The 18,342-nt window shown below is 61.9% G+C and carries 15 protein-coding genes; 3 read left to right on the top strand and 12 right to left on the bottom strand.

The genetic code is table 11. From position 1 onward, the window contains the following. Positions 1-39: 39 nt before the first annotated feature. Positions 40-1,428: a magnesium transporter gene (mgtE, locus tag V8J81_RS04920; protein WP_368474632.1), complete on the bottom strand. Its 1,389-nt coding sequence runs from the start codon at positions 1,426-1,428 to the stop codon at positions 40-42. Between the two features lie 84 nt (positions 1,429-1,512). Here mgtE and guaD point away from each other — a divergent pair, with 84 nt between their 5' ends. Then, complete coding sequence (guaD, locus tag V8J81_RS04915) at positions 1,513-2,796, top strand: guanine deaminase (protein ID WP_368474631.1); 1,284 nt, start codon at positions 1,513-1,515, stop codon at positions 2,794-2,796. Here guaD and V8J81_RS04910 read toward each other — a convergent pair. The 3 genes from V8J81_RS04910 to folP form a co-directional block, all read right to left on the bottom strand. Continuing rightward, a complete protein-coding gene (locus V8J81_RS04910) occupies positions 2,786-3,175 on the bottom strand; it encodes a PaaI family thioesterase (protein WP_368474630.1) in 390 nt (129 codons plus the stop codon). The two genes, guaD and V8J81_RS04910, sit on opposite strands and share 11 nt — an antisense overlap. Before the next feature lie 154 nt (positions 3,176-3,329). Beyond that, complete coding sequence (gene glmM / locus V8J81_RS04905) at positions 3,330-4,673, bottom strand: phosphoglucosamine mutase (RefSeq protein ID WP_368474629.1); 1,344 nt, start codon at positions 4,671-4,673, stop codon at positions 3,330-3,332. A 23-nt stretch (positions 4,674-4,696) separates the two neighbouring features. Continuing rightward, a complete protein-coding gene (gene folP, locus V8J81_RS04900) occupies positions 4,697-5,710 on the bottom strand; it encodes a dihydropteroate synthase (RefSeq protein ID WP_368474628.1) in 1,014 nt (337 codons plus the stop codon). Positions 5,711-5,816: 106 nt separating this feature from the next. On the opposite strand from folP, the gene V8J81_RS04895 reads away from it, so the two are divergent. After that, on the top strand, positions 5,817-6,260 hold the full coding sequence (locus tag V8J81_RS04895) for a GNAT family N-acetyltransferase (protein ID WP_368474627.1): 444 nt from the start codon (positions 5,817-5,819) through the stop codon (positions 6,258-6,260). Here V8J81_RS04895 and V8J81_RS04890 read toward each other — a convergent pair. The 6 genes from V8J81_RS04890 to V8J81_RS04865 all read right to left on the bottom strand — a co-directional run bounded on the left by V8J81_RS04890 (position 6,244) and on the right by V8J81_RS04865 (position 14,509). Continuing rightward, complete coding sequence (locus tag V8J81_RS04890; RefSeq protein ID WP_368474626.1) at positions 6,244-7,173, bottom strand: dihydroneopterin aldolase; 930 nt, start codon at positions 7,171-7,173, stop codon at positions 6,244-6,246. The genes V8J81_RS04895 and V8J81_RS04890 overlap by 17 nt on opposite strands. 97 nt (positions 7,174-7,270) lie before the next feature. Then, positions 7,271-7,954, bottom strand: coding sequence for a cell wall hydrolase (locus V8J81_RS04885; protein ID WP_368474625.1), 684 nt, complete (start codon positions 7,952-7,954; stop codon positions 7,271-7,273). 183 nt (positions 7,955-8,137) lie between these two features. Next, complete coding sequence (locus V8J81_RS04880) at positions 8,138-10,660, bottom strand: putative PEP-binding protein (protein ID WP_368474624.1); 2,523 nt, start codon at positions 10,658-10,660, stop codon at positions 8,138-8,140. 141 nt (positions 10,661-10,801) lie between these two features. Next, complete coding sequence (glyS, locus tag V8J81_RS04875; protein WP_368474623.1) at positions 10,802-13,018, bottom strand: glycine--tRNA ligase subunit beta; 2,217 nt, start codon at positions 13,016-13,018, stop codon at positions 10,802-10,804. An 88-nt stretch (positions 13,019-13,106) separates the two neighbouring features. Next, positions 13,107-13,583 (bottom strand): DUF6446 family protein, encoded by a 477-nt coding sequence (locus V8J81_RS04870; protein WP_368474622.1) that lies wholly within the window; start codon positions 13,581-13,583, stop codon positions 13,107-13,109. Continuing rightward, positions 13,580-14,509, bottom strand: a complete 930-nt coding sequence (locus V8J81_RS04865) for a glycine--tRNA ligase subunit alpha (protein ID WP_368474621.1) — start codon at positions 14,507-14,509, stop codon at positions 13,580-13,582. The genes V8J81_RS04870 and V8J81_RS04865 overlap by 4 nt, the downstream gene beginning before the upstream one ends. Before the next feature lie 231 nt (positions 14,510-14,740). Between V8J81_RS04865 and V8J81_RS04860 the strand changes: the two genes are divergently transcribed. Then, positions 14,741-16,531 carry a serine protease gene (locus V8J81_RS04860; protein ID WP_368474620.1) on the top strand — a complete coding sequence of 597 codons (1,791 nt, stop codon included), beginning with the start codon at positions 14,741-14,743 and terminating at the stop codon, positions 16,529-16,531. A 393-nt stretch (positions 16,532-16,924) separates the two neighbouring features. Here the strand turns inward: V8J81_RS04860 and V8J81_RS04855 are convergent, their stop codons facing one another. Continuing rightward, entirely contained in the window at positions 16,925-17,686 is a 762-nt protein-coding gene (locus tag V8J81_RS04855) for an anti-sigma factor (RefSeq protein ID WP_368474619.1), read from the bottom strand. Next, entirely contained in the window at positions 17,683-18,225 is a 543-nt protein-coding gene (locus V8J81_RS04850; protein ID WP_368474618.1) for a sigma-70 family RNA polymerase sigma factor, read from the bottom strand. The genes V8J81_RS04855 and V8J81_RS04850 overlap by 4 nt, the downstream gene beginning before the upstream one ends. Between the last annotated feature and the right edge of the window lie 117 nt (positions 18,226-18,342).

Genomic DNA, 18,342 nt, shown 5'->3' with positions numbered 1-18,342 from the left:
GGCCATCAAGACGGCCCGAGTAGCGGTTGGATCACGTCCTTACAGAAGCAATATCACTGCAAGTCCAAGGAACGAGAAGAACCCGACCACATCTGTAACGGTCGTCACAAAAGCGCCTGACGCAAGCGCCGGGTCGATCCGCAGTCGATCCAGCACAACCGGCACCATAATTCCCGCCAACCCAGCGACCAGCAGGTTGATCACCATCGCGGCCCCTATTACGACGCCAAGCATCGGTGTTCCAAACCACACGACGCCCACAATCCCCATCACAACTGCGAAAATCGCGCCGTTAATCAGGCCAACACCGGCCTCTCGGGTGATAACTCGCATCAGGTTGGAGCTCGTCAAATCCTTCGTCGCAATCGCGCGTACCGCCACCGTCAGCGATTGCGTCCCCGCATTGCCACCCATTGACGCCACGATCGGCATCAGCACAGCCAAGGCCACGATCTGCGCAATCGCCGCCTCAAACTGCGCAATCACCAGCGAAGCCAGGATCGACGTCACAAGGTTCACAAACAGCCAGGGAAAGCGCCGCTTCGTGGTCTCTGCCACTGAGTCTGACAGGCTCGATTCCTCGCCCACACCGGCCAGACGCAGAATGTCTTCCTCATGTTCTTCATCCAGCACGATCATGGCGTCGTCGATGGTGATCACCCCGACAAGTCGCCCGTCATCATCAACAACTGGGGCCGAAATCAGGTGGTATTGGTTGAAGGCATAGGCGACTTCTTCTTCCGGCTGGTTGGCCGGAATCGGACGAAACGAGTCCTCGGTGATGTCCAGAAGGCGGACGTCGCGAACCGACGCCAAAAGCCGCCCGAGCATCACGTAACCCGTTGGTTTCATACGCGGATCGGTCAGAATGACGTGATAGAATTCCTCCGGCAGATGCCCTGCCTGCCCGCGGATATAGTCAATCGCCTCTCCCACCGTCCAATGCTCAGGAACCGCGACAATCTCGCGCTGCATCAAGCGGCCGGCTGTTTCTTCCGGGTAGCTCAGCGCCGCTTCTACGGCGGCGCGGTCCGCAGGTTCCAGCGCGTCGAGGATTTGCTCCTGTTGCTCTTCTTCAAGGTCCTCGACAAGATCGACCACATCGTCCGAGTCCAGCTCACGCACCGCGTCCGCAATCACTTGGTCAGGCAGGATCTCCAGAACCGCTTCGCGAAGCCCCTCTTCCAGCTCGGACAGCACCTCACCATCGATCCCCTTGGACCAAAGGGACAGCCAGCCTTCTCGTTCAGCTGGCGAGATTTGCTCCAGAAGGTCGGCAATATCGGCGGGATGCAGCGGTTCCATCAAGGCATCGATGGAGTCAACATCCTGCGCGGCAACCGCATCCCGCAGGGCCGCTCTCAGCGAAATGTCGAGCGCATAGGCATCGCGGCCATCTTCGATGAGTTCTTCCGCCTGCTCTGCCATGGAGGTCCCCGTCCGTTGCGCACTTTTGGCCTAACACGGGTCGCAGCGAAGGGCTATCAATTGGCACGACACGAGGGGCCAAAGATGCAAGACCGCCTGATCCTTGGGCAATGCCTGTTCTACGAGGCCGACCCGCGCATAGCGGGGCCGTCCGGCCTGCGCCACACGTCCCGGGGCGGTGTTCTGATCCGCAAAAGGCACATTGCCGCGATTGGTGAGGCGGATGATTTGCGCCGCACCCATCCTCAAGCAGAAATCACCGATCATGGTCAGAACCTGATCCTGCCGGGCTTTGTCGATGCCCATGCGCATTTCCCTCAGACCGCGATCATTGCATCTTGGGGCAAGCGGCTGATCGACTGGCTCAACACTTACACGTTTCCGGAAGAAACCCGCTTTGATGACGCTGCCTATGCCGCTGAAATCGCAGCGCGCTATTTCGATCTGACTTTGGCCAACGGCACCACCACTGTCGCCAGCTACGCCACCATCCATCCGGCCTCCGTCGATGCCTATTTCACCGAGGCGCAGCGCCGCGGCCTGCGCGCGCTGACGGGCAAAACCTGCATGGATCGCAACGCGCCGAACGGCCTGCGCGACACGGCGCAATCTGCCCATGATGACAGCAAGGCACTTCTGGCCAAATGGCATGGGGTCGAGCGCCTGTCCTACGTCATCACCCCGCGCTTTTCGCCCACCTCCACGCCGGATCAATTGGACGCGCTGGGGACGCTTTGGGCCGAGCATCCGGACTGCCTGATGCAGACCCATATCAGTGAACAGGTCGATGAAATCGCCTGGGTGCGGGAGCTTTTTCCGGACGCGCGCGACTACCTTGATACCTATGAAGCGCATGGCCTTTTGGGCGCCAACGGCCTTTATGGCCATGCGATCCATATGGAACCGCGCGAGATTGATCGACTGTCCGAGGTTGGTGCAGCTGTGGTCCATTGCCCGACGTCGAATACCTTCATCGGCTCGGGCCTGTTCGACATGGGGCTGGCCGACCGGATGCGCGTGGGGCTGGCGACGGATACAGGCGGCGGGTCCAGCTTTTCGATGTTGCGGACCATGGCCGCCGCATACGAGGTCGCTCAGCTACGCGGGACTGCGCTGCACCCGGCGGAGCTGATCTGGCGGGCAACTGCTGGCTCGGCGGAGGCGCTGAGACTGGAAGGCAAGATCGGCAGTTTGAAGCCCGGGATCGAGGCTGATCTCTGCGTGCTGGACCTTTCCTCCACGCCTGCCATCGCGCAGCGGGCTGCACGGGCAGAAGATATTTGGGAGGCTGTTTTCCCAACCATAATGATGGGCGATGACCGCGCGGTGGCGCAGGTCTATGTGGCCGGGGAGCCTGTCACACTTTGAGGATCGTGCCCTGCGCCGCGCAGCACAGGGTTTCGCCACAGAATATCTCGCTGCGGACCAACGCTTGTCGTTTTGTGACGCCGATTGCCTGCGCCTTGGCAATCAGGCCGTTGCCTTTTGCGGGACGGATATAGTTGATCTTGAACTCTGAGGTCACCGCGTCTGAGCCCATGGCGAGGCCGCCTGCAAAGGCGAGCGCTATGTCGGCCATCGTGCTGAGCACACCGCCGTGGACGATGCCGTGTTGTTGCAGGTGGTGCGGGGCGAGATCGAGGGCGACGACGACGCCGTCCGGGGACGCTTCCAGAAGGTCTGCGCCCAAAAGCTGGGTGAAGGGCTGTGCGTCGAAGATCTGTTTGGCGAAGTCGAAGATTTCCATGCGCCGAGCCTGCGCCCAGACGGCAGGAAACCAAAGCGAAACGCCACGTCACGGGGTTAAGCGGACGAGGTGCGGATCACGTTGATCATTCAGGAATGAATGCGAATGGGCCGCTTGCCGCTTCCACTTATTCATTCTTGAATGATGCGCACGCTCAAACCGATGCTTCAACCGCCCCAACGATCTGGTCAACGACCTCTGTCATCAGCCCTTCATCCTCGGCCTCGGCCATAACGCGGATGAGCGGCTCGGTCCCGGATTTGCGGATGAGCAAACGGCCCGATCCATCTAGCCGCGCCTCGGCATCGGCAATGGCCTGCTTGACGGCGGGGGCCTCCAACGGCGTGGCCCCTGCCCCGTAGCGGACGTTTTTGAGAAGCTGCGGCACCTTTTCGAAACTGCGGGTCAGCGTGCTGGCGGGTTTGCCGGTGCGCACCATCTCAGCCAGGAATTGCAGGCCTGCCACCAAACCGTCGCCGGTCGTCGCATAATCGGTCATCACGATGTGACCCGATTGCTCGCCGCCGAGATTGAGGCCATTGGCCCGCATCGCTTCAACGACATAACGATCGCCTACAGCGGTGCGGTGCAGGCGGATTGACCGATCTGCGAGGAAACGTTCCAGCCCGAGGTTCGACATGACGGTAGCGGCCAAAGTCGCGCCTTTCAGGCGGCCATCTTCGGCCCAACGGTTCGCAAAAAGCGCCATGATTTGATCGCCATCGGCCACGGCCCCGTTTTCATCAATAAGGATCACCCGGTCGGCATCACCATCAAGGCAAATGCCGACATCCGCACCGGTTTCACGTATTTTCGCAGCGGCAGCTTCGGGCTTGGTGGAGCCACAACCGCTATTAATGTTAAGGCCGTTGGGCTCAACACCCAGTGGAATAACCTCGGCCCCCAATTCCCAAAGCACCTCTGGCGCGGCGCGGTAGGCTGCGCCATTCGCGCAATCGATCACGACCTTCAAACCGTCGAGACGCAAGGCAGAGGGAAAAGTGGATTTCACACGCTCAAGATAGCGAAAGCGGCCATCATCAATTCGCTTGGCACGCCCGATATTGGTGGCCTGAACAGGTTCAACGACGCCCAAGGCCATATCTTCGATCGCCCGCTCGGCCGTATCGTCCAGCTTGAAGCCATCGGGCCCGAAAAGCTTGATTCCATTGTCCTCTGCCGGGTTGTGGCTGGCCGAGATCATCACACCCAAATCCGCGCGCATCGAGGGGGTGAGCATCCCGACGGCTGGCGTCGGCACGGGCCCGAGCAGCAGAACGTTCATGCCCGTGGAGGTCAGCCCCGCCGTCAGCGCATTCTCGATCATGTAGCCCGACAGGCGCGTATCCTTGCCGATCACGACACGATGGCCAGCGGCCCCGTCGCGGCGGAAATAGCGGCCGGCGGCTGCGCCGATCCTGAGCGCCATTTCGGCGGTCATCGGATAGGAATTGGCCTGCCCGCGCACCCCATCGGTGCCGAAGAGTTTGCGTGTCATGTCTGCTCGTACCCCGGTTCCGTTTACTGCACCGCGTTGGCGGCGCTCCACAGGTCGATTGCCTGTCTGTGCAACTTTATATCATGAACGCGCAGAATTTGAACGCCCTGCGCCAAGGCCCACAGGCCGATTGCTGCCGATCCGGCTCCGCGCTGGTCTGCCTTTGCCTCACCCGAGATGCGTCCGATGAAGCCTTTACGGGACACGCCCAACAGGATCGGGCAGCCCAGGGTGTGGAAGAGGGACAGGCGTGCAATGAGCGCGAGGTTCTGCGCCTCGGTCTTGCCGAAGCCGATGCCGGGATCGACGATGATGCGGTTCGGGTCGACGCCCGCCGCAACCGCCGTTGAAATTGCGGCCTGCAGGCCATCATAGACGTCGAGCAACGCATCTGAGTAGGCCGTTTCAGCGGCGGCCTGCATCGTTTCGGGTGTTTCAATGGAATGCATCAGGATCAACGGCTTACCGCTGTAGGCCGCCACCTCTGCAAGACGCGGATCGAACCGAAGTCCGGAGACATCGTTGAGTGCACCAGCGCCCGCGGCCAATCCAGCCTCGGCCACAGCAGCCTTGCGGGTATCGAGACTGATGAAGGCCGCGTCCTGTTGGGCCAGCGCTTCGATCACGGGCGCAGTGCGAGCGATTTCTTCGGCAATGGCCACTTCTTCCGCCCCCGGCCGGGTGGATTCGCCGCCGATATCGATAAGGTCTGCGCCGTCGTCCAGCATGGTTCTGGCATGAGCCAGAGCGGTGTCGATCTCGGTGAAGCGGCTGCCGTCCGAGAAACTGTCTGGCGTTGTGTTGAGAATGCCCATCAGGCGCGGGTTGCTCATCTCCAACGGGCCGCAAGCAGGGCGTGGAGCGGTCATACGGGCCAGCGCGTAGTCCGGCGCATTGGACGCCGGGATGATGTCGGGCTGAGTGTCGCGTTCGAGCACTTCGACCCGGTCAAACCAAGACCAGCCGCCAGCCAGCGACATCGCCCCATTCGGGCGAGCGGGATCACAAGATGGGATGGGGCGAAAATATTGGGTCATGGCGTCGGGTAACTTGAAGTCGGAATACGGGCAAGACCGCAGAGCATTGGAAAGGCCATCAACTTGAGGGTCGCAGCCCAAGGCAAACTCTGAGATGATTTGAAAGATGAATGATGGCTTTTCCTTCCGCACGCTGCGCCTGACGGGGCGCGCGCCAGACCCGCTGGCGCTGGGTCTATATAAGCGGCTCTTCCGTGAAAGCGGTGAGGGGGATCTGGAGCGTGACATGCAGGATTGGGGGCGGCACCAGATTGCACCCTGGACGCTGTCCCATGCGGGAAACGACGTTGGTGTGGGCGGGTTTCGGCTTGGGTTCGGTGATGATGGGCTGGAGGTATTGTTTCACTTCCTTCCCGACATGTGGGGCCAGGGATTGGCCAGCGAGTTCCTTTTGGCGGCCATGGACCATGCGCGCGGCACTTTGAAAGAGCATCGTTTCTTTGGACGGGTATCGGGGGGATCCGATTCATCGAAGCGCGTGATGGAGAAGGCCGGGTTCCGTGCGGAGGCACAGAATGCGGACGGGCAGTTGCTTATGCGCTTGGGCTGATATCGGCCAGGTTTGGCAGGGCATCTGCGGCGAACGATTGCGGTCCATCGGCCCCGAAGAGGAGCAAGGATTGGGCTTCAAACGCCTCGGCCAGCCAACGCGTCAGCGCAAGCGGTTCCGTGACATGGGCGCCCGGGCCTTCGACGGCGTCGAGCACAAGTTTTGAAGGCGCCCAGACGCTGATCTGGCCTTGTTTCATGGCCCAATCGAGCTCGGTCCGGCTGTCGACCACAACGCAGCGCGGGTCGCGCGCGGCAAGAACCCAAGCACCTTGTTCAATTGCCAGAAGCTCAATGCGGCGCTGTGGCATGGCGTGGGCGGCCTCAGGATGCGGCAGGTCGGGCGTGTCGACGCAGAGGATTAGCGGGGCGTCGAGTTCTTCCAGCCGGTCAAGGAGGTTGGAGAGATCGGGCCGGGCCACAGCCGCGTTCGAAAGGAACACGACGACCGGGTGCGGGGCGGCGTCGGCCAGCAGGCGGAGGCGGCGGCGGCCTTGCGGCGGAGTGCGAACGATTTCAACGCCAAGCGTATATGGGCCACGGTCGAGCTTGCCGATGCGCACGAAGACGCGGGCGGCCAAGGGGTGTTCGATGATGCCATCGGCGATGCGGGCGGCAAGGGTTTCCAGCAAGTTCACGCGTTCGGCGTGCAGTGCCGCGTCAATCGCCTCCACAATCGTGTCGTAGCTGAGGATGCGGTCGACATCATCGACGGCCTGTTCAGCGCGGGTTTCGACTTCAACCACGACATCGAAGCGGATTTTCTGCGTCACGCCGCGTTCGGCCTGAAATGCCCCGATTTCGACCTCGCGCACATGGTCGGTCATGGAGATACGGTCGCGGGGGACGTCGCCGGCTGTGGCCTTGGCGCGTTCGGACGGGTGGCCGAAGGCTTGTGAAATCTCGTCGCTCATGGCTCTCCTCGCTATCCGCCGTGCGCGGGATAGCACAGGAGATTATCGCCGCAAGGACCAGCTTGCGGCGCGTATCATGCCAATTCCGACCAATGGGTCAGTATTGCTGGCGGTAAAAATGGTGGATGCCGATATCGGCCGTCATCGGATAGAGCGAGGCCCATTGCGGGTTCACAAAATCAGCGTGGTAGTGGGTGGCCCCCGATGTCAGATCACGCGGTGCGCCGTCGATCATGATGCGGGCGATGTGACCAAGGCGGTGCCAGGCATTGTCATCACCAATGTTTTCGGGGCGGCCATCGCAGGTATAAGTGAACTGGCAGGCAAATTGCCGACCGGTGCCCTGGTTGATTACGCCACAAATACTGTCGGGGAAGTTGGCATGATCCACGCGGTTGAGGATTACTTCAGCCACGGCATATTGGCCTTCGACAGGCTCACCGCGCGCCTCAAAGTAAAGCGCTTCGGTCAAACAGCGCCAGCCTTCGCCGCCGCGCGGGGTGGGCAACGCCATAAGCGCGGAGGCATCCATGATGCGGGGATCATCCGCAGCACCGCCGGAAAATGGCGAGGCTAAAGTGCGCAGGCGCGTGGCGGCCACGCCGGACAGCGAGGCATTTTCCACGCCCATAAGCTGATCTAGCACACCAGACAGGCCAGAGGCCGTGGCCGAGGTGCTAAGCGTCACTTCCAGTTCCGTTACATTCTGCGCCACTGCCCCAGTGGTCACACACAAACCGAGTAGGCCCGCGCCAAACGCGGCCAAAGTCCGATGCATCATTTTCGTACCCTTCCAGGAGTTCCTGATGGACCCGCTCTGCTCAGCGGATCCGGACCCCTTGTCCTTTTTCGGCTACGTAACGCATTTCGGAAAATTCACAAAATCGGCTCTGAATCTTGCGTTTATCGGTTATCCTGCCCCTAGCTATTGGGTCCGCCCGCGTTAAAGCGATACTTTAATAGCTTATCCCAAGCCTTTGTCCCGTATAGCAAATTGCGCCGCTGCGAGTTTTGCAACAGGCACCCTAAACGGCGAACAGGACACATAATCAAAGCCCGCTTTGCGCGAAAAATCGACCGCTTCGGGGTGCCCGCCATGCTCTCCACACAGCGCCAAGGTGATGTCAGGGCGTGCTGCACGGCCCCTTTCGGAACCTAAAAGCAACAGTTCCCCCACCCCTTCGACGTCTAATTCACGGAATGGATCCTCGGGAAACACGCCCTGCTGCACATAGGCGGACATGAAACGTCCGGCATCATCGCGGGAGAGGCCATACGTCATTTGGGTGAGGTCGTTCGTGCCGAATGACAGGAACGCGGAATGCTCGGCAATCTCGCCCGCCCGCAACGCTGCGCGCGGTGTTTCGACCATAACGCCGAGGCGATAATCAAATTCGACCCCCGACTTGGCCCGCACCTCAGCGGCGATGCCATCAATGCGCGCCTTCACCAACTCAACTTCGCGCCGGGCGGAGACGAGCGGGATCATGATCTCTGGCACAATTGGCGCGCCCTTCTTGGAGACCTTGATCGTCGCCTCGAAGATCGCGCGGGCCTGCATTTCGTAGATCTCGGGGATCGTCACGCCAAGCCGGACCCCACGCAGACCCAACATCGGGTTAAATTCCTGCAGGTTTTCAATGCGAGAAGAGACGCGGCTGACGGGCAGATCCAGCGCCTCAGCCAAAGCGCGCGTGCCTTCGCGATCGCCGGGAAGGAATTCGTGCAAGGGCGGATCGAACAAGCGGATTGTGACGGGCTGTCCGCGCATCAGCTTGAAAAGCTCAATGAAATCCGCGCGTTGCATCGGCAGCAAGCGTTCAAGTGCGGCTTCGCGATCCTGTGCGTTTTCGGCAAAGATCATCTCGCGCATCACGGTCAGGCGGACCGGATCGAAGAACATGTGTTCCGTCCGGCACAGGCCGATGCCATCGACGCCGAACCGATGGGCCATGGCTGCATCTTCGGGCGTGTCGGCATTGGCCCGCACGCCAATGTCGCGGGCTTCGTCGGACCAATCCATCAAGGTGGCGAAGGCCCCGCCTAGTGCGGGTTCCACCATATCCACGCTTCCGGCCAGCACCTCACCCGCCGTACCGTCGATGGTGATGATGTCGCCTTCATGGAACACTTTACGCCCTGCGACGGTCAGGGTTTTCTTGCGCATATCCAGTTGCAGGCGCGTGGCCCCTGCGACGCAGGGCAGGCCAAGGCCGCGCGCGATCACTGCGGCATGAGACGTAGCGCCGCCGCGTTCCGTCAGGATCGCCTGTGCGGCGTGCATCCCCCGGATGTCTTCGGGGCTGGTTTCGCGGCGGACAAGGATACAGGGCTCCCCCTGCGCGGCGGCGGCCTGCGCTGCGGCGGCGGAAAAGACGATTTTGCCAGTGGCTGCGCCGGGGGCGGCAGCAACGCCCGAGGTCAGAACATCACGTTCAACGCCTGCCGCGATCTGGCGGTGCAGAAGGCCGTTCAGGGTGAACGGGGGAATGCGTGTAAGCGCCTCCTCGCGGGGGATGACACCATCTTCGGCCAAGGCCACAGCGATTGTGACCTCCGCCCGGGCGGAACGCGGCGCGCGCACCGCATCGAGAATGGAAAGCTGACCGTCCATAAGGGTGAATTCGGTCTGCATTTCCTCGCGCAGGCGAATGCGCATCAGCGCGGCGGCCTCCCGGAGGGCCTGCACCTGGTCGGGTGCTATGTCCTCAAGTGCGGCCCCACGGGGATCGGCTTCGATGAACTGAGCCTCCCCATCAGTTAGCGCTTCACGCCCCTGCCCGCGCGGGAGGTAGCGGCCTGTGACTTGCGGCTCTCCAGTCTCGGACGAGACGTATTGCACGACGCCGGCCCCCGAAATCCCCTGCCCCGGACCAAGCGCCATCTTCTGCACCACAAGGCCAAGCCCGGCATCCGCTGGTGCGCCTTGCGCCTGTCGCAGCAGGCGGGCGGTTGTGCCATCCCAGGCCCGCGCCATGGAGCGCAAAACCTCGGCCAGTTGGACGGTAGGGTCCTGCGGGAAGGGTTCTTCCATCTCGGCCTCATAGGCCTCTTTCGCGATGCGGGGGGTGATTGGGCCTTCGAATTCATCGGCATCCAGACGGTGCACTTCGACGGCAAAGGTCCGAATGAAGGAAGTATAGGCAGCGTCTGCGACGTCGGTGCCGTGGGTTTCGGCAAGCTGACGGGCCACTTCATCGCCCATACCGATATTCAGGATCGTTCCCGGCCCGCCCCAATCCGGGGTTTCCGAAGAAGATCGGACGGACAGCAACGCATTCTCACCGAACACGCCTACGAGCGCTTCGAGGTCGGGCATCCGCCCATCGGCAATCGCGCGCACCGTGTCAAAGCTGAGCGCGACGGTATGGGGCACCGGCAGATCAAGCCGGATCAGCCGCTGAAGGCATTTCGCACGGTTGCCGTGCCGATCCTTGCGGATGGCAGCGGTCTGGGTGATTTCGACAAAGTCGGGTGTGGTGAGCATCGGCTCGCCTCCGGTAAACTTGTACACACGATACAACCGGAAGGCTTTGTGTCCAGTTTTGCGGACGCAAATAGTGTCAGAACGCAGCGTTTATGCTGCGATTGCAAAGAAAAGTGATCGCTGCGGCGCGGCGAAAACGGATTAGCCCTCGATTCGCGACAGATCTGCGATGGCGCCACAGGTCTGGGTGATGTCGTGCAGAAGGTTCAGGCGGTTGCGCCGGACGATGTCGTTGTCGGCGTTGACCTGAACGGCCTCGAAGAAGGCATCAATGGGCGCGCGGAGCTTGGCCATGGCGGACATGGCGTCGACGAAGTTCTCAGCTTCCATCGCAGGCGCAATAGCTTGATTGGCGGTATCGAGGGCGGTGAAGAGGGCGCGTTCTTCGTCGGTTTCCGCGAACTTGGCGTCTGCGCCGTAGCGATATTCGACGCCGTCCTTTTCTTCGGCCTGCGCGAGGATGTTTGCGGAGCGTTTGTAGCCCTGGATCAAGTTTTCGCCATCGGGCGTGTCGAGGAAGGCCTGCAACGCGCGGGCGCGGGCGACGACGAGAGTGAGGTCATCGGTGGGCGGCTTGGAGAGTGCTGCGTCGATGACATCGTGGCGGATGTTTTCGGAACGGAGGTGGACCTTGAGGCGGTCGTGGAAGAAGGAAAGGAGGTCGTCGGATTTGTCAGGGACTTGTGATGCCATCTCCTCCAGCCCATCAGAGGCCTTGCCGCGCGCTTCTTTCACAGCACGGAACGCCGCGCCGAAGACGCCGTGGTCCGCAATCTCACGAAGCAAATCCATGACCTCGTCGGTTTCAACATCCTCAATCAGGCCACCCTTGTGCCGCACCAGTTGCGCGTCAAAGAAGCGGTCGAGCTGAAGGCGCAATTCGCTGCTTTCGACGATCCGAATGACGCCCAAGGCCGCGCGGCGGAGAGCGAAGGGGTCCTTCGAGCCGGTGGGCTTCTCGTCGATGGCCCAGAAGCCGGTGAGCAGGTCGAGCTTATCGGCGAGCGCGACGGCCACCGAAAGCGGTGCGGTGGGGACGTCGTCGGTGGGGCCGAGGGGGGCATAGTGCTCTTCCGCGACGGCGGCGATGGCGGGGTCGAGGCCGGCTTCCAGCGCGTAGTACTTGCCCATTACCCCTTGGAGTTCCGGGAATTCATAGACCATTTCGGAGTTCAGATCGGCTTTGGCGATGCGCGCGGCGGTTTCAGCCGCCGTGGGGTCCGCCCCGACGATGGGGGCAATTTCGTGGGCCAAAGCTGCGATGCGGTCGACCCGTTCGGCTTGCGTTCCAAGACGGCGCTCGAAGGTCACGTTGGCTAGACCTTCACGCCACGCGCCCATGCCGTCGCGGGCTATGCGCAAATCGTTGTCCCAGAAGAATTTCGCATCGGCCAGACGGGCGGAGAGCACCTTGGCGTTGCCTGCGATGATTGTGGCGCCGTGATCGGCGGTTTCGCGGTTGGCCACGGTGATGAAACGCTCGATCCGACCGGTCGCCGGATTGCGGACGGAAAAGAACTTCTGATGCTCGCGCATGGAGGTTTGCAGGACTTCCGGCGGCAGGCCAAGGAAATCCTCGCCAATCTCCCCCATCAGAACAACGGGCCATTCGACGAGACCCGCGACCTCGGCCAGAAGGCCTTTGTCTTCAACGACTTCCAGACCGGCGGCGAAGGCCATGTTGGTGGCGTCATGCCAGATCGTCTCGGCCCGCGCCTCGGCTGACAGGACCACCTTGGCGGCGCTGAGCTTGGCCTCGTAATCCGCGAAGGACGAAACGGCAAAACTGCCCGGTTCCATGAAACGGTGGCCTTCGGTGGTGTTGCCTGCGGTGAAGCCGTCGACCTCGAACGGCACGACCTCCGCCCCTGCCTCATCAGACAGGATGCAGAGGATGGATTGCAACGGGCGCACCCAGCGCAAGGACCCCGCGCCCCAGCGCATCGACTTGGGCCAAGGGAAATTGCGGATCACGCCGGGGACGAGATCTGCGATGATGTCGGACGCAGGGCGGCCTTCGGTTGTGACTTGGGCGAAATAGAAGCTGCCCTTCTTCTCCTCCCGCTCCACCAAATCTTCGCGCGCCACCCCTGCCCCACGCAGGAAGCCTTCGATGGCCTTGACGGGCGCGCCAACTTTGGGGCCGCGGCGTTCTTCGGTGGTGGTGGGGGATGCGTCGGTCAGCCCCTCAACCGTCAGCACCAGCCGACGCGGCGTGGCGAAGGAACCGGCGGAGGCATAGGTCAGGCCCGCCTCGACCAGACCATCGGTGACCAGCCGCTTGAGATCATCGGCTGCACGCGCCTGCATACGGGCCGGGATTTCTTCGGAGAATAATTCCAGCAGAAGATCGGGCATCGGGTTGGTCCTGTGATCGGGCGCGCGCCAGTGGCGCGGATGGTATCGACCGCGGTCTATCGCGCGGTGTGTTGATTGGGCAAGGCGGCTATTCGAGCGTGCCGTTGAGTTGATGCCAGGCGAAGCCGCGCCCATCGGGGAAGAGGGCACCGACGCGGTCAATGCCACGGGTGATGTCACGCTGGATTAGGAAGGCCTGCGCTTCGCCCGCCTCAAGGGCGGTGCCGATGGTTTCGGCGTCGAAACACTCGAACCAGCCGGGCGCGCCCAAGGGGATGGGGTCGTCATAAGGGAAAGCCTCAGTCAGCAGGTCGGCTGCTTGCTCCGCTGGCAGGGTGAAGCAGGCACGGAACCGCAGCGGGGAGCTTTCGGCGTTGATGCCGCTGACCTGATTTCCGACGGGATCGAGGGGCACTTCGAAGGCTGCGCCATCGCCGCGCTGCACGATCAGGGCGACATCGTCGAGTTCTTCATAGAATGCATAATTTACGAACCACCAAAGAGCGGCCCCGAAGATCGCGGTGACGCCGACGATCACCGATACGAGGATTTTTCCAGACGTCATGCCGCGTCTGCGCCTCCGGCTTCTGTCTGGACGAAGGCGTCGGCGCACATTTTGGTCAGCGCGCGGACGCGGCCAATGTAGGCTTGTCGCTCGGTGACAGAGATCACGCCGCGCGCGTCCAGAAGGTTGAAGACGTGGCTGGCCTTAATGGCCTGATCATAAGCCGGGTGCGCCATGATGATGCGCTTGCCGGTTTTGGGATCGTCATGGGCCTGATCGAGGATGTGTTTGCACTCGGCCTCGGCATCTTCGAAGTGCTTCAACAACGTCTCGGTCGTGGCGGTGTCGAAGTTGTGGCGGCTGTATTCCTCTTCCGTCTGGCGGAAGACATCGCCGTATTTCAACGGGATAGGCGCGTCGGGGTCGTTGAAGGGCATGTCCATCACGTGGTCGATGCCGAGGACATACATGGCGAGGCGTTCGAGGCCGTAGGTCAGCTCCCCCGAGACGGGGTGGCAATCATGACCGCCGACCTGTTGAAAATAGGTGAACTGGCTGACTTCCATTCCATCACACCAGACTTCCCAGCCCAGGCCCCAGGCCCCAAGGGTCGGGCTTTCCCAATCGTCTTCCACAAAGCGGATGTCGTGGATATCGGTATCGATCCCTATGGCGCGCAGCGAACCAAGGTAGAGGTCCTGCAGATCGGGCGGCGAGGGTTTGATGAGCACTTGATACTGATAGTAATGCTGCAACCGGTTGGGGTTTTCGCCGTAGCGGCCATCTGTCGGGCGGCGCGAAGGCTGTACATAAGCTGCGGCCCACGCCTTTGACCCCAGCGAGCGCAGAGTGGTGGCCGGGTGGAAGGTGCCCGCGCCCACTTCCATATCGTAGGGCTGCATGATCGCGCAGCCTTTCGCGGCCCAGTAGGACTGAAGCCTCAGGATGATCTCCTGAAAGGAACGGGGGGTGTTGGGCTCGGCCATATCAAAGCTCCGGCGTCGGGTTCGGCGCCTGAGTAGACCCGTGCGCCGCAAGGGTCAACGCGGGCCGGTCGCGCGCATGTCCCATCTAAGCCACGCCTTGTGGAAAACTATCGGGAATCAGGGTGCATTCACAGGCGCGCAAAGATAACGTCGCGCTCGGACCGCTTGCTGCCTGCATTCACCGGCGCGCGGATAGACACGGTATCTAAGAACAGGGTTTCGATAATAATCATGGCGATGCGTATTTTGCGGGGGGCTCTCGCCCTGACGTTTGTGGCCGTTTTTGGCGTTCTGACTGTGGGGAGCGCGCAGGCGCAGGACCGTGTGTGGGTGCAGATTGAGGCGCACCAATCCCTTGCCGCCGCCGAACAGCGCGTGCGGGCCTATTCGCAACTGGTTGAGAATGTGAACGGGTTTCGGGCGACCACCGGCCTCTATGCTGTGGCGCTGGGGCCGTATGAGCCGGATGTTGGCCAGACTGTGCTGCGTCAGCTGCTGGCGCAGGGGCTGATCCCACGGGACTCGTTCCTTGAAGATGGCGATCTTTATGCGACCCAGTTCTTCCCGGTCGGTACGAACACGTTGCAGGGTGATACCGCGGTTTCGACGGAAGCGGCGCTGAATGAAGAGCCTGCTGTGGAAGAAGCGGTCGAGGAAGTGGCCGTTGCCGAGGAAGAGCCAGAGCCGGTTGATATCCCAGACGAGACACCGCAAGAAGCGCGGCAGTCGGAAGGCCAGCTGACCCGCGAACAGCGGGACGAATTGCAGATCGCGTTGCAGTGGTTCGGCTTTTACACCGGCGGCATCGACGGCGCATTCGGCCCCGGCACGCGCGGCTCAATGGAAGCGTATCAGATTGACCGCGGGATGGAGCCTACGGGTATTCTGACGACTCGCCAGCGCGCACAGTTGCTGAACGAATATAACGGCGAGCTCGCCGCGTTGGGGATGCAGAACGTGCTGGATCAGCGCGCGGGCATCCAGATGGACCTGCCAATGGCCATGGTGGCGTTCGACAGCTACAACTTCCCCTTCGCGCAGTACGAAGAGATCAACGATAGCGGCGTGCGTGTCATGTTGATCAGTCAGCCGGGCGATCGTGCGACGCTGTTTGGCCTTTATGAGATCATGCAAACGCTTGAGATCGTGCCCCTGGAAGGTGAGCGTGAACGGCAGGGTGACAGCTTCCTGCTGACGGGCCAATCGCAAGACCTACGCAGCCACACCGAAGCGCGTCTTGTGGGCGGGGCCGTGAAGGGTTTCACGTTGATCTGGGAGCCTTCGGCGGACGATCAGATCGCCCGCGTCCTGCCGATGATGCAGGAAACCTTCCAGGCCGTTGACGGCGCGTTGGACCCGGCTGCGGTGCCTGAGGGGCTGGATGAAAGCATCGACATGGTCTCCGGCCTTACCGTCCGTTCCCCCGATCTGGTGCGCACGGGTTTCTTCCTGGATGCGCAAGGCACGGTTTTGACCACAACGGAAGTTGCCGGTCAGTGCCAGCAAATCCTGATCGACAATGCCTATGACGCGTCGGTCACGTTCCGCGATGATGCACTTGGGATTGTCGTGCTGCGCCCGACACAGGCGCTGGCACCGCTTGGCTTTGCGCGGATGGCAGACAGCCCGGCCCGGTTGCGGTCTGATATTGCAGTCGCCGGCTATCCTTTCGGCGGCGCGCTTTCGGCGGCTTCGACAACCTTCGGACGTCTGGCCGATTTGCGTGGTGTGAATGGTGAAGAAACCGTGCAGCGGCTGGAAGTGGCAACGGCAGATACCGAGGCCGGTGGCCCGGTTCTGGATGTGACCGGAAATGTCATCGGCATGGTCCTTCCCGGCACGGTTGAAGGGCGCACCCTGCCCGATGAGGTGACACTGGCATTGCGCTCGGATCAGCTGATCGCGCTGTTGCAGGAAGCCGGCGTTGGTCTAACGGTTGGGCAGCCCGCAGGTGCGTTGAACCGCGAAAACCTGAGCCGTGAGGCCGCCGACATGACGGTTCGCGTGAGCTGCTGGAACTGACGCTGACCGCACAGCACCGACATTGAGACAGTCGAAAGGCCGGGCGCATTGCCCGGCCTTTCTGTCTGCGCACCTAGGGGACACCCCGGGACACGGGACAGGGCCGCCGGGCTCGCGCAGACTTTGTGCAGGGAGGTTGGGGACAAGAAGGGTGGCGAAGGGGCGGTTATGTCCGCTTCCCTCCGCCGGACGGGTCCACACGCCTCCCTGACCATGCAGCCCGCCATTACGGAACCATTGCCCGGCGGGATTGCCGGGCTTGCAGGGAGTCACGGTTGGACGGCATGGGAGGTTTCAGGCAGTCCCAATGATTGCTGCTTAATGCCGCTAAATCGTTGCGATAAAATGTAAAATCCGGGAACACAGGTGCGTGATGGCAGGCCTCTGAGCCGATCAGAGGGCGACAAGCGTGCCCAGTGCAAGAACCTCACCCGTGGGTGCCCCGGTGGGGGAGCCGCCCGCTGGTTCATCCGAAATGGCAAGGACCGCGCCGGCTTCAAACAATCGGGCAACCTGCGGATCGGGGTCGATGGTCGTCAACGGGTCCTCACCCAGCAGGCCAAGCGAGACCGGTGCACCGTCGCCCACGATCAGCCAAAGCTCCTGCGCGCGGCCATCGGACATGTCGCCCGCGACCCGGCGCACCTGCAACTGCCCTGAGGGTTCGCGCGTCACGGCAAGGCCAAGGGTACTGTTCTCGGTCGGGATCAAATGCGTCATGAGGATCGTGCCATCCGGAATCCCTGTGGCATCCAGCCCTTCAGGCATCGCACCGGGATCGGGCGGCTGGATGTACGGCAGCACGGCCACGCCAAGGGCAACGACGGCCACGGCGCTGGAGGCCAGGGACACGCCGCGCCAGAACGAGACCTTTTCCCAGATCGATTGCGTGGCGGCCTCGACCGCACCGGCAGGTTCACCGAAAAGCTGAGCCTCCAAAGCCCGTTGGATACGTGCAGGCGGCGTCACTTCCTCGACCTCAAGCTCGGCCATTGTGGCGAAATAAGCCTCCCACGCGCGGACCTCTTCGACCAAAGCAGGCTCATTGACCAGACGCGCCTTGAATGCCGCTCGCGTCTCAGCCGACATCGTGCCAAGGACGTATTCCGCCGCAAGGACCCCCATCTCGGGCGATATGTCGTAGCGGTCGGTCAAGACGCGAGGCACTCCCTCAAGCTCATCAGGCTGCGTCGCAGCCAGGTTTTCATTGTGTTGAGCGGTACATCATACCGCTCGGCGACCTCCTGATAGGAATAGCCTTCCAAATAGAACCCCCGCACAGCTTCAGCGCGGTCAGCCTCCAATTCCCCCAAACACTCGACAATCCGTCGGGCTTCACCTGCAGCCACCGCTGCCTGTTCGGGCGTTGGCCCGGCGGCGGCGAGGCCAAGAACCTCATCCACGTCCTCTGTCGCGGGGCCAGACGCCCGAAGCCGATCAATCGCCGTGTTGCGGGCGATGGTGATCAGCCAGGTCATCGGGCTATGCCCCGTCACGGCGTAGCGGTCTGCTTTGTTCCAGATCTTAACAAAGACCTCTTGCAAGACGTCCTCCGCCGCCGCGCGGTCCTTCAAGACACGCAAGGCCACGCCAAAAAGTTTCGCTGAGGTGGCGGAGTAGAGCTCGGAGAATGCCGCGCGGTCCCGGAGCTTGATCCGGGCCATAATGTTTTCAAGGTCTTGCGGCGTCGCCATCCCCTGACAGAAGCACGCCAATCGTTATAATTCCAATCACAATTCTGCATCGATCCAACCACCCCTTCCCCTTGCAGCCCCCCGATATATGTTGCATCCCGACGCGACGCGAATATC

The organism is Gymnodinialimonas sp. 202GB13-11, from assembly GCF_040932485.1.
Classification (GTDB): Bacteria; Pseudomonadota; Alphaproteobacteria; order Rhodobacterales; family Rhodobacteraceae; genus Gymnodinialimonas; species Gymnodinialimonas hymeniacidonis.
Note: the sequence above shows the minus strand (reverse complement) of the source record. Positions and strands in the feature narration are given on the sequence as shown.

Excerpts from the sequence above, each read along its gene's own strand:
- V8J81_RS04885 (WP_368474625.1), bottom strand. The coding sequence starts at position 7,954 with ATGATGCATCGGACTTTGGCCGCGTTTGGCGCGGGCCTACTCGGTTTG.
- guaD (WP_368474631.1), top strand. The coding sequence starts at position 1,513 with ATGCAAGACCGCCTGATCCTTGGGCAATGCCTGTTCTACGAGGCCGAC.
- V8J81_RS04895 (WP_368474627.1), top strand. The coding sequence starts at position 5,817 with ATGAATGATGGCTTTTCCTTCCGCACGCTGCGCCTGACGGGGCGCGCG.
- V8J81_RS04850 (WP_368474618.1), bottom strand. The coding sequence starts at position 18,225 with ATGGCGACGCCGCAAGACCTTGAAAACATTATGGCCCGGATCAAGCTC.
- glyS (WP_368474623.1), bottom strand. The coding sequence starts at position 13,018 with ATGCCCGATCTTCTGCTGGAATTATTCTCCGAAGAAATCCCGGCCCGT.
- glmM (WP_368474629.1), bottom strand. The coding sequence starts at position 4,673 with ATGACACGCAAACTCTTCGGCACCGATGGGGTGCGCGGGCAGGCCAAT.
- mgtE (WP_368474632.1), bottom strand. The coding sequence starts at position 1,428 with ATGGCAGAGCAGGCGGAAGAACTCATCGAAGATGGCCGCGATGCCTAT.
- folP (WP_368474628.1), bottom strand. The coding sequence starts at position 5,710 with ATGACCCAATATTTTCGCCCCATCCCATCTTGTGATCCCGCTCGCCCG.
- V8J81_RS04860 (WP_368474620.1), top strand. The coding sequence starts at position 14,741 with ATGGCGATGCGTATTTTGCGGGGGGCTCTCGCCCTGACGTTTGTGGCC.
- V8J81_RS04870 (WP_368474622.1), bottom strand. The coding sequence starts at position 13,583 with ATGACGTCTGGAAAAATCCTCGTATCGGTGATCGTCGGCGTCACCGCG.
- V8J81_RS04910 (WP_368474630.1), bottom strand. The coding sequence starts at position 3,175 with ATGGAAATCTTCGACTTCGCCAAACAGATCTTCGACGCACAGCCCTTC.
- V8J81_RS04880 (WP_368474624.1), bottom strand. The coding sequence starts at position 10,660 with ATGCTCACCACACCCGACTTTGTCGAAATCACCCAGACCGCTGCCATC.
- V8J81_RS04865 (WP_368474621.1), bottom strand. The coding sequence starts at position 14,509 with ATGGCCGAGCCCAACACCCCCCGTTCCTTTCAGGAGATCATCCTGAGG.
- V8J81_RS04890 (WP_368474626.1), bottom strand. The coding sequence starts at position 7,173 with ATGAGCGACGAGATTTCACAAGCCTTCGGCCACCCGTCCGAACGCGCC.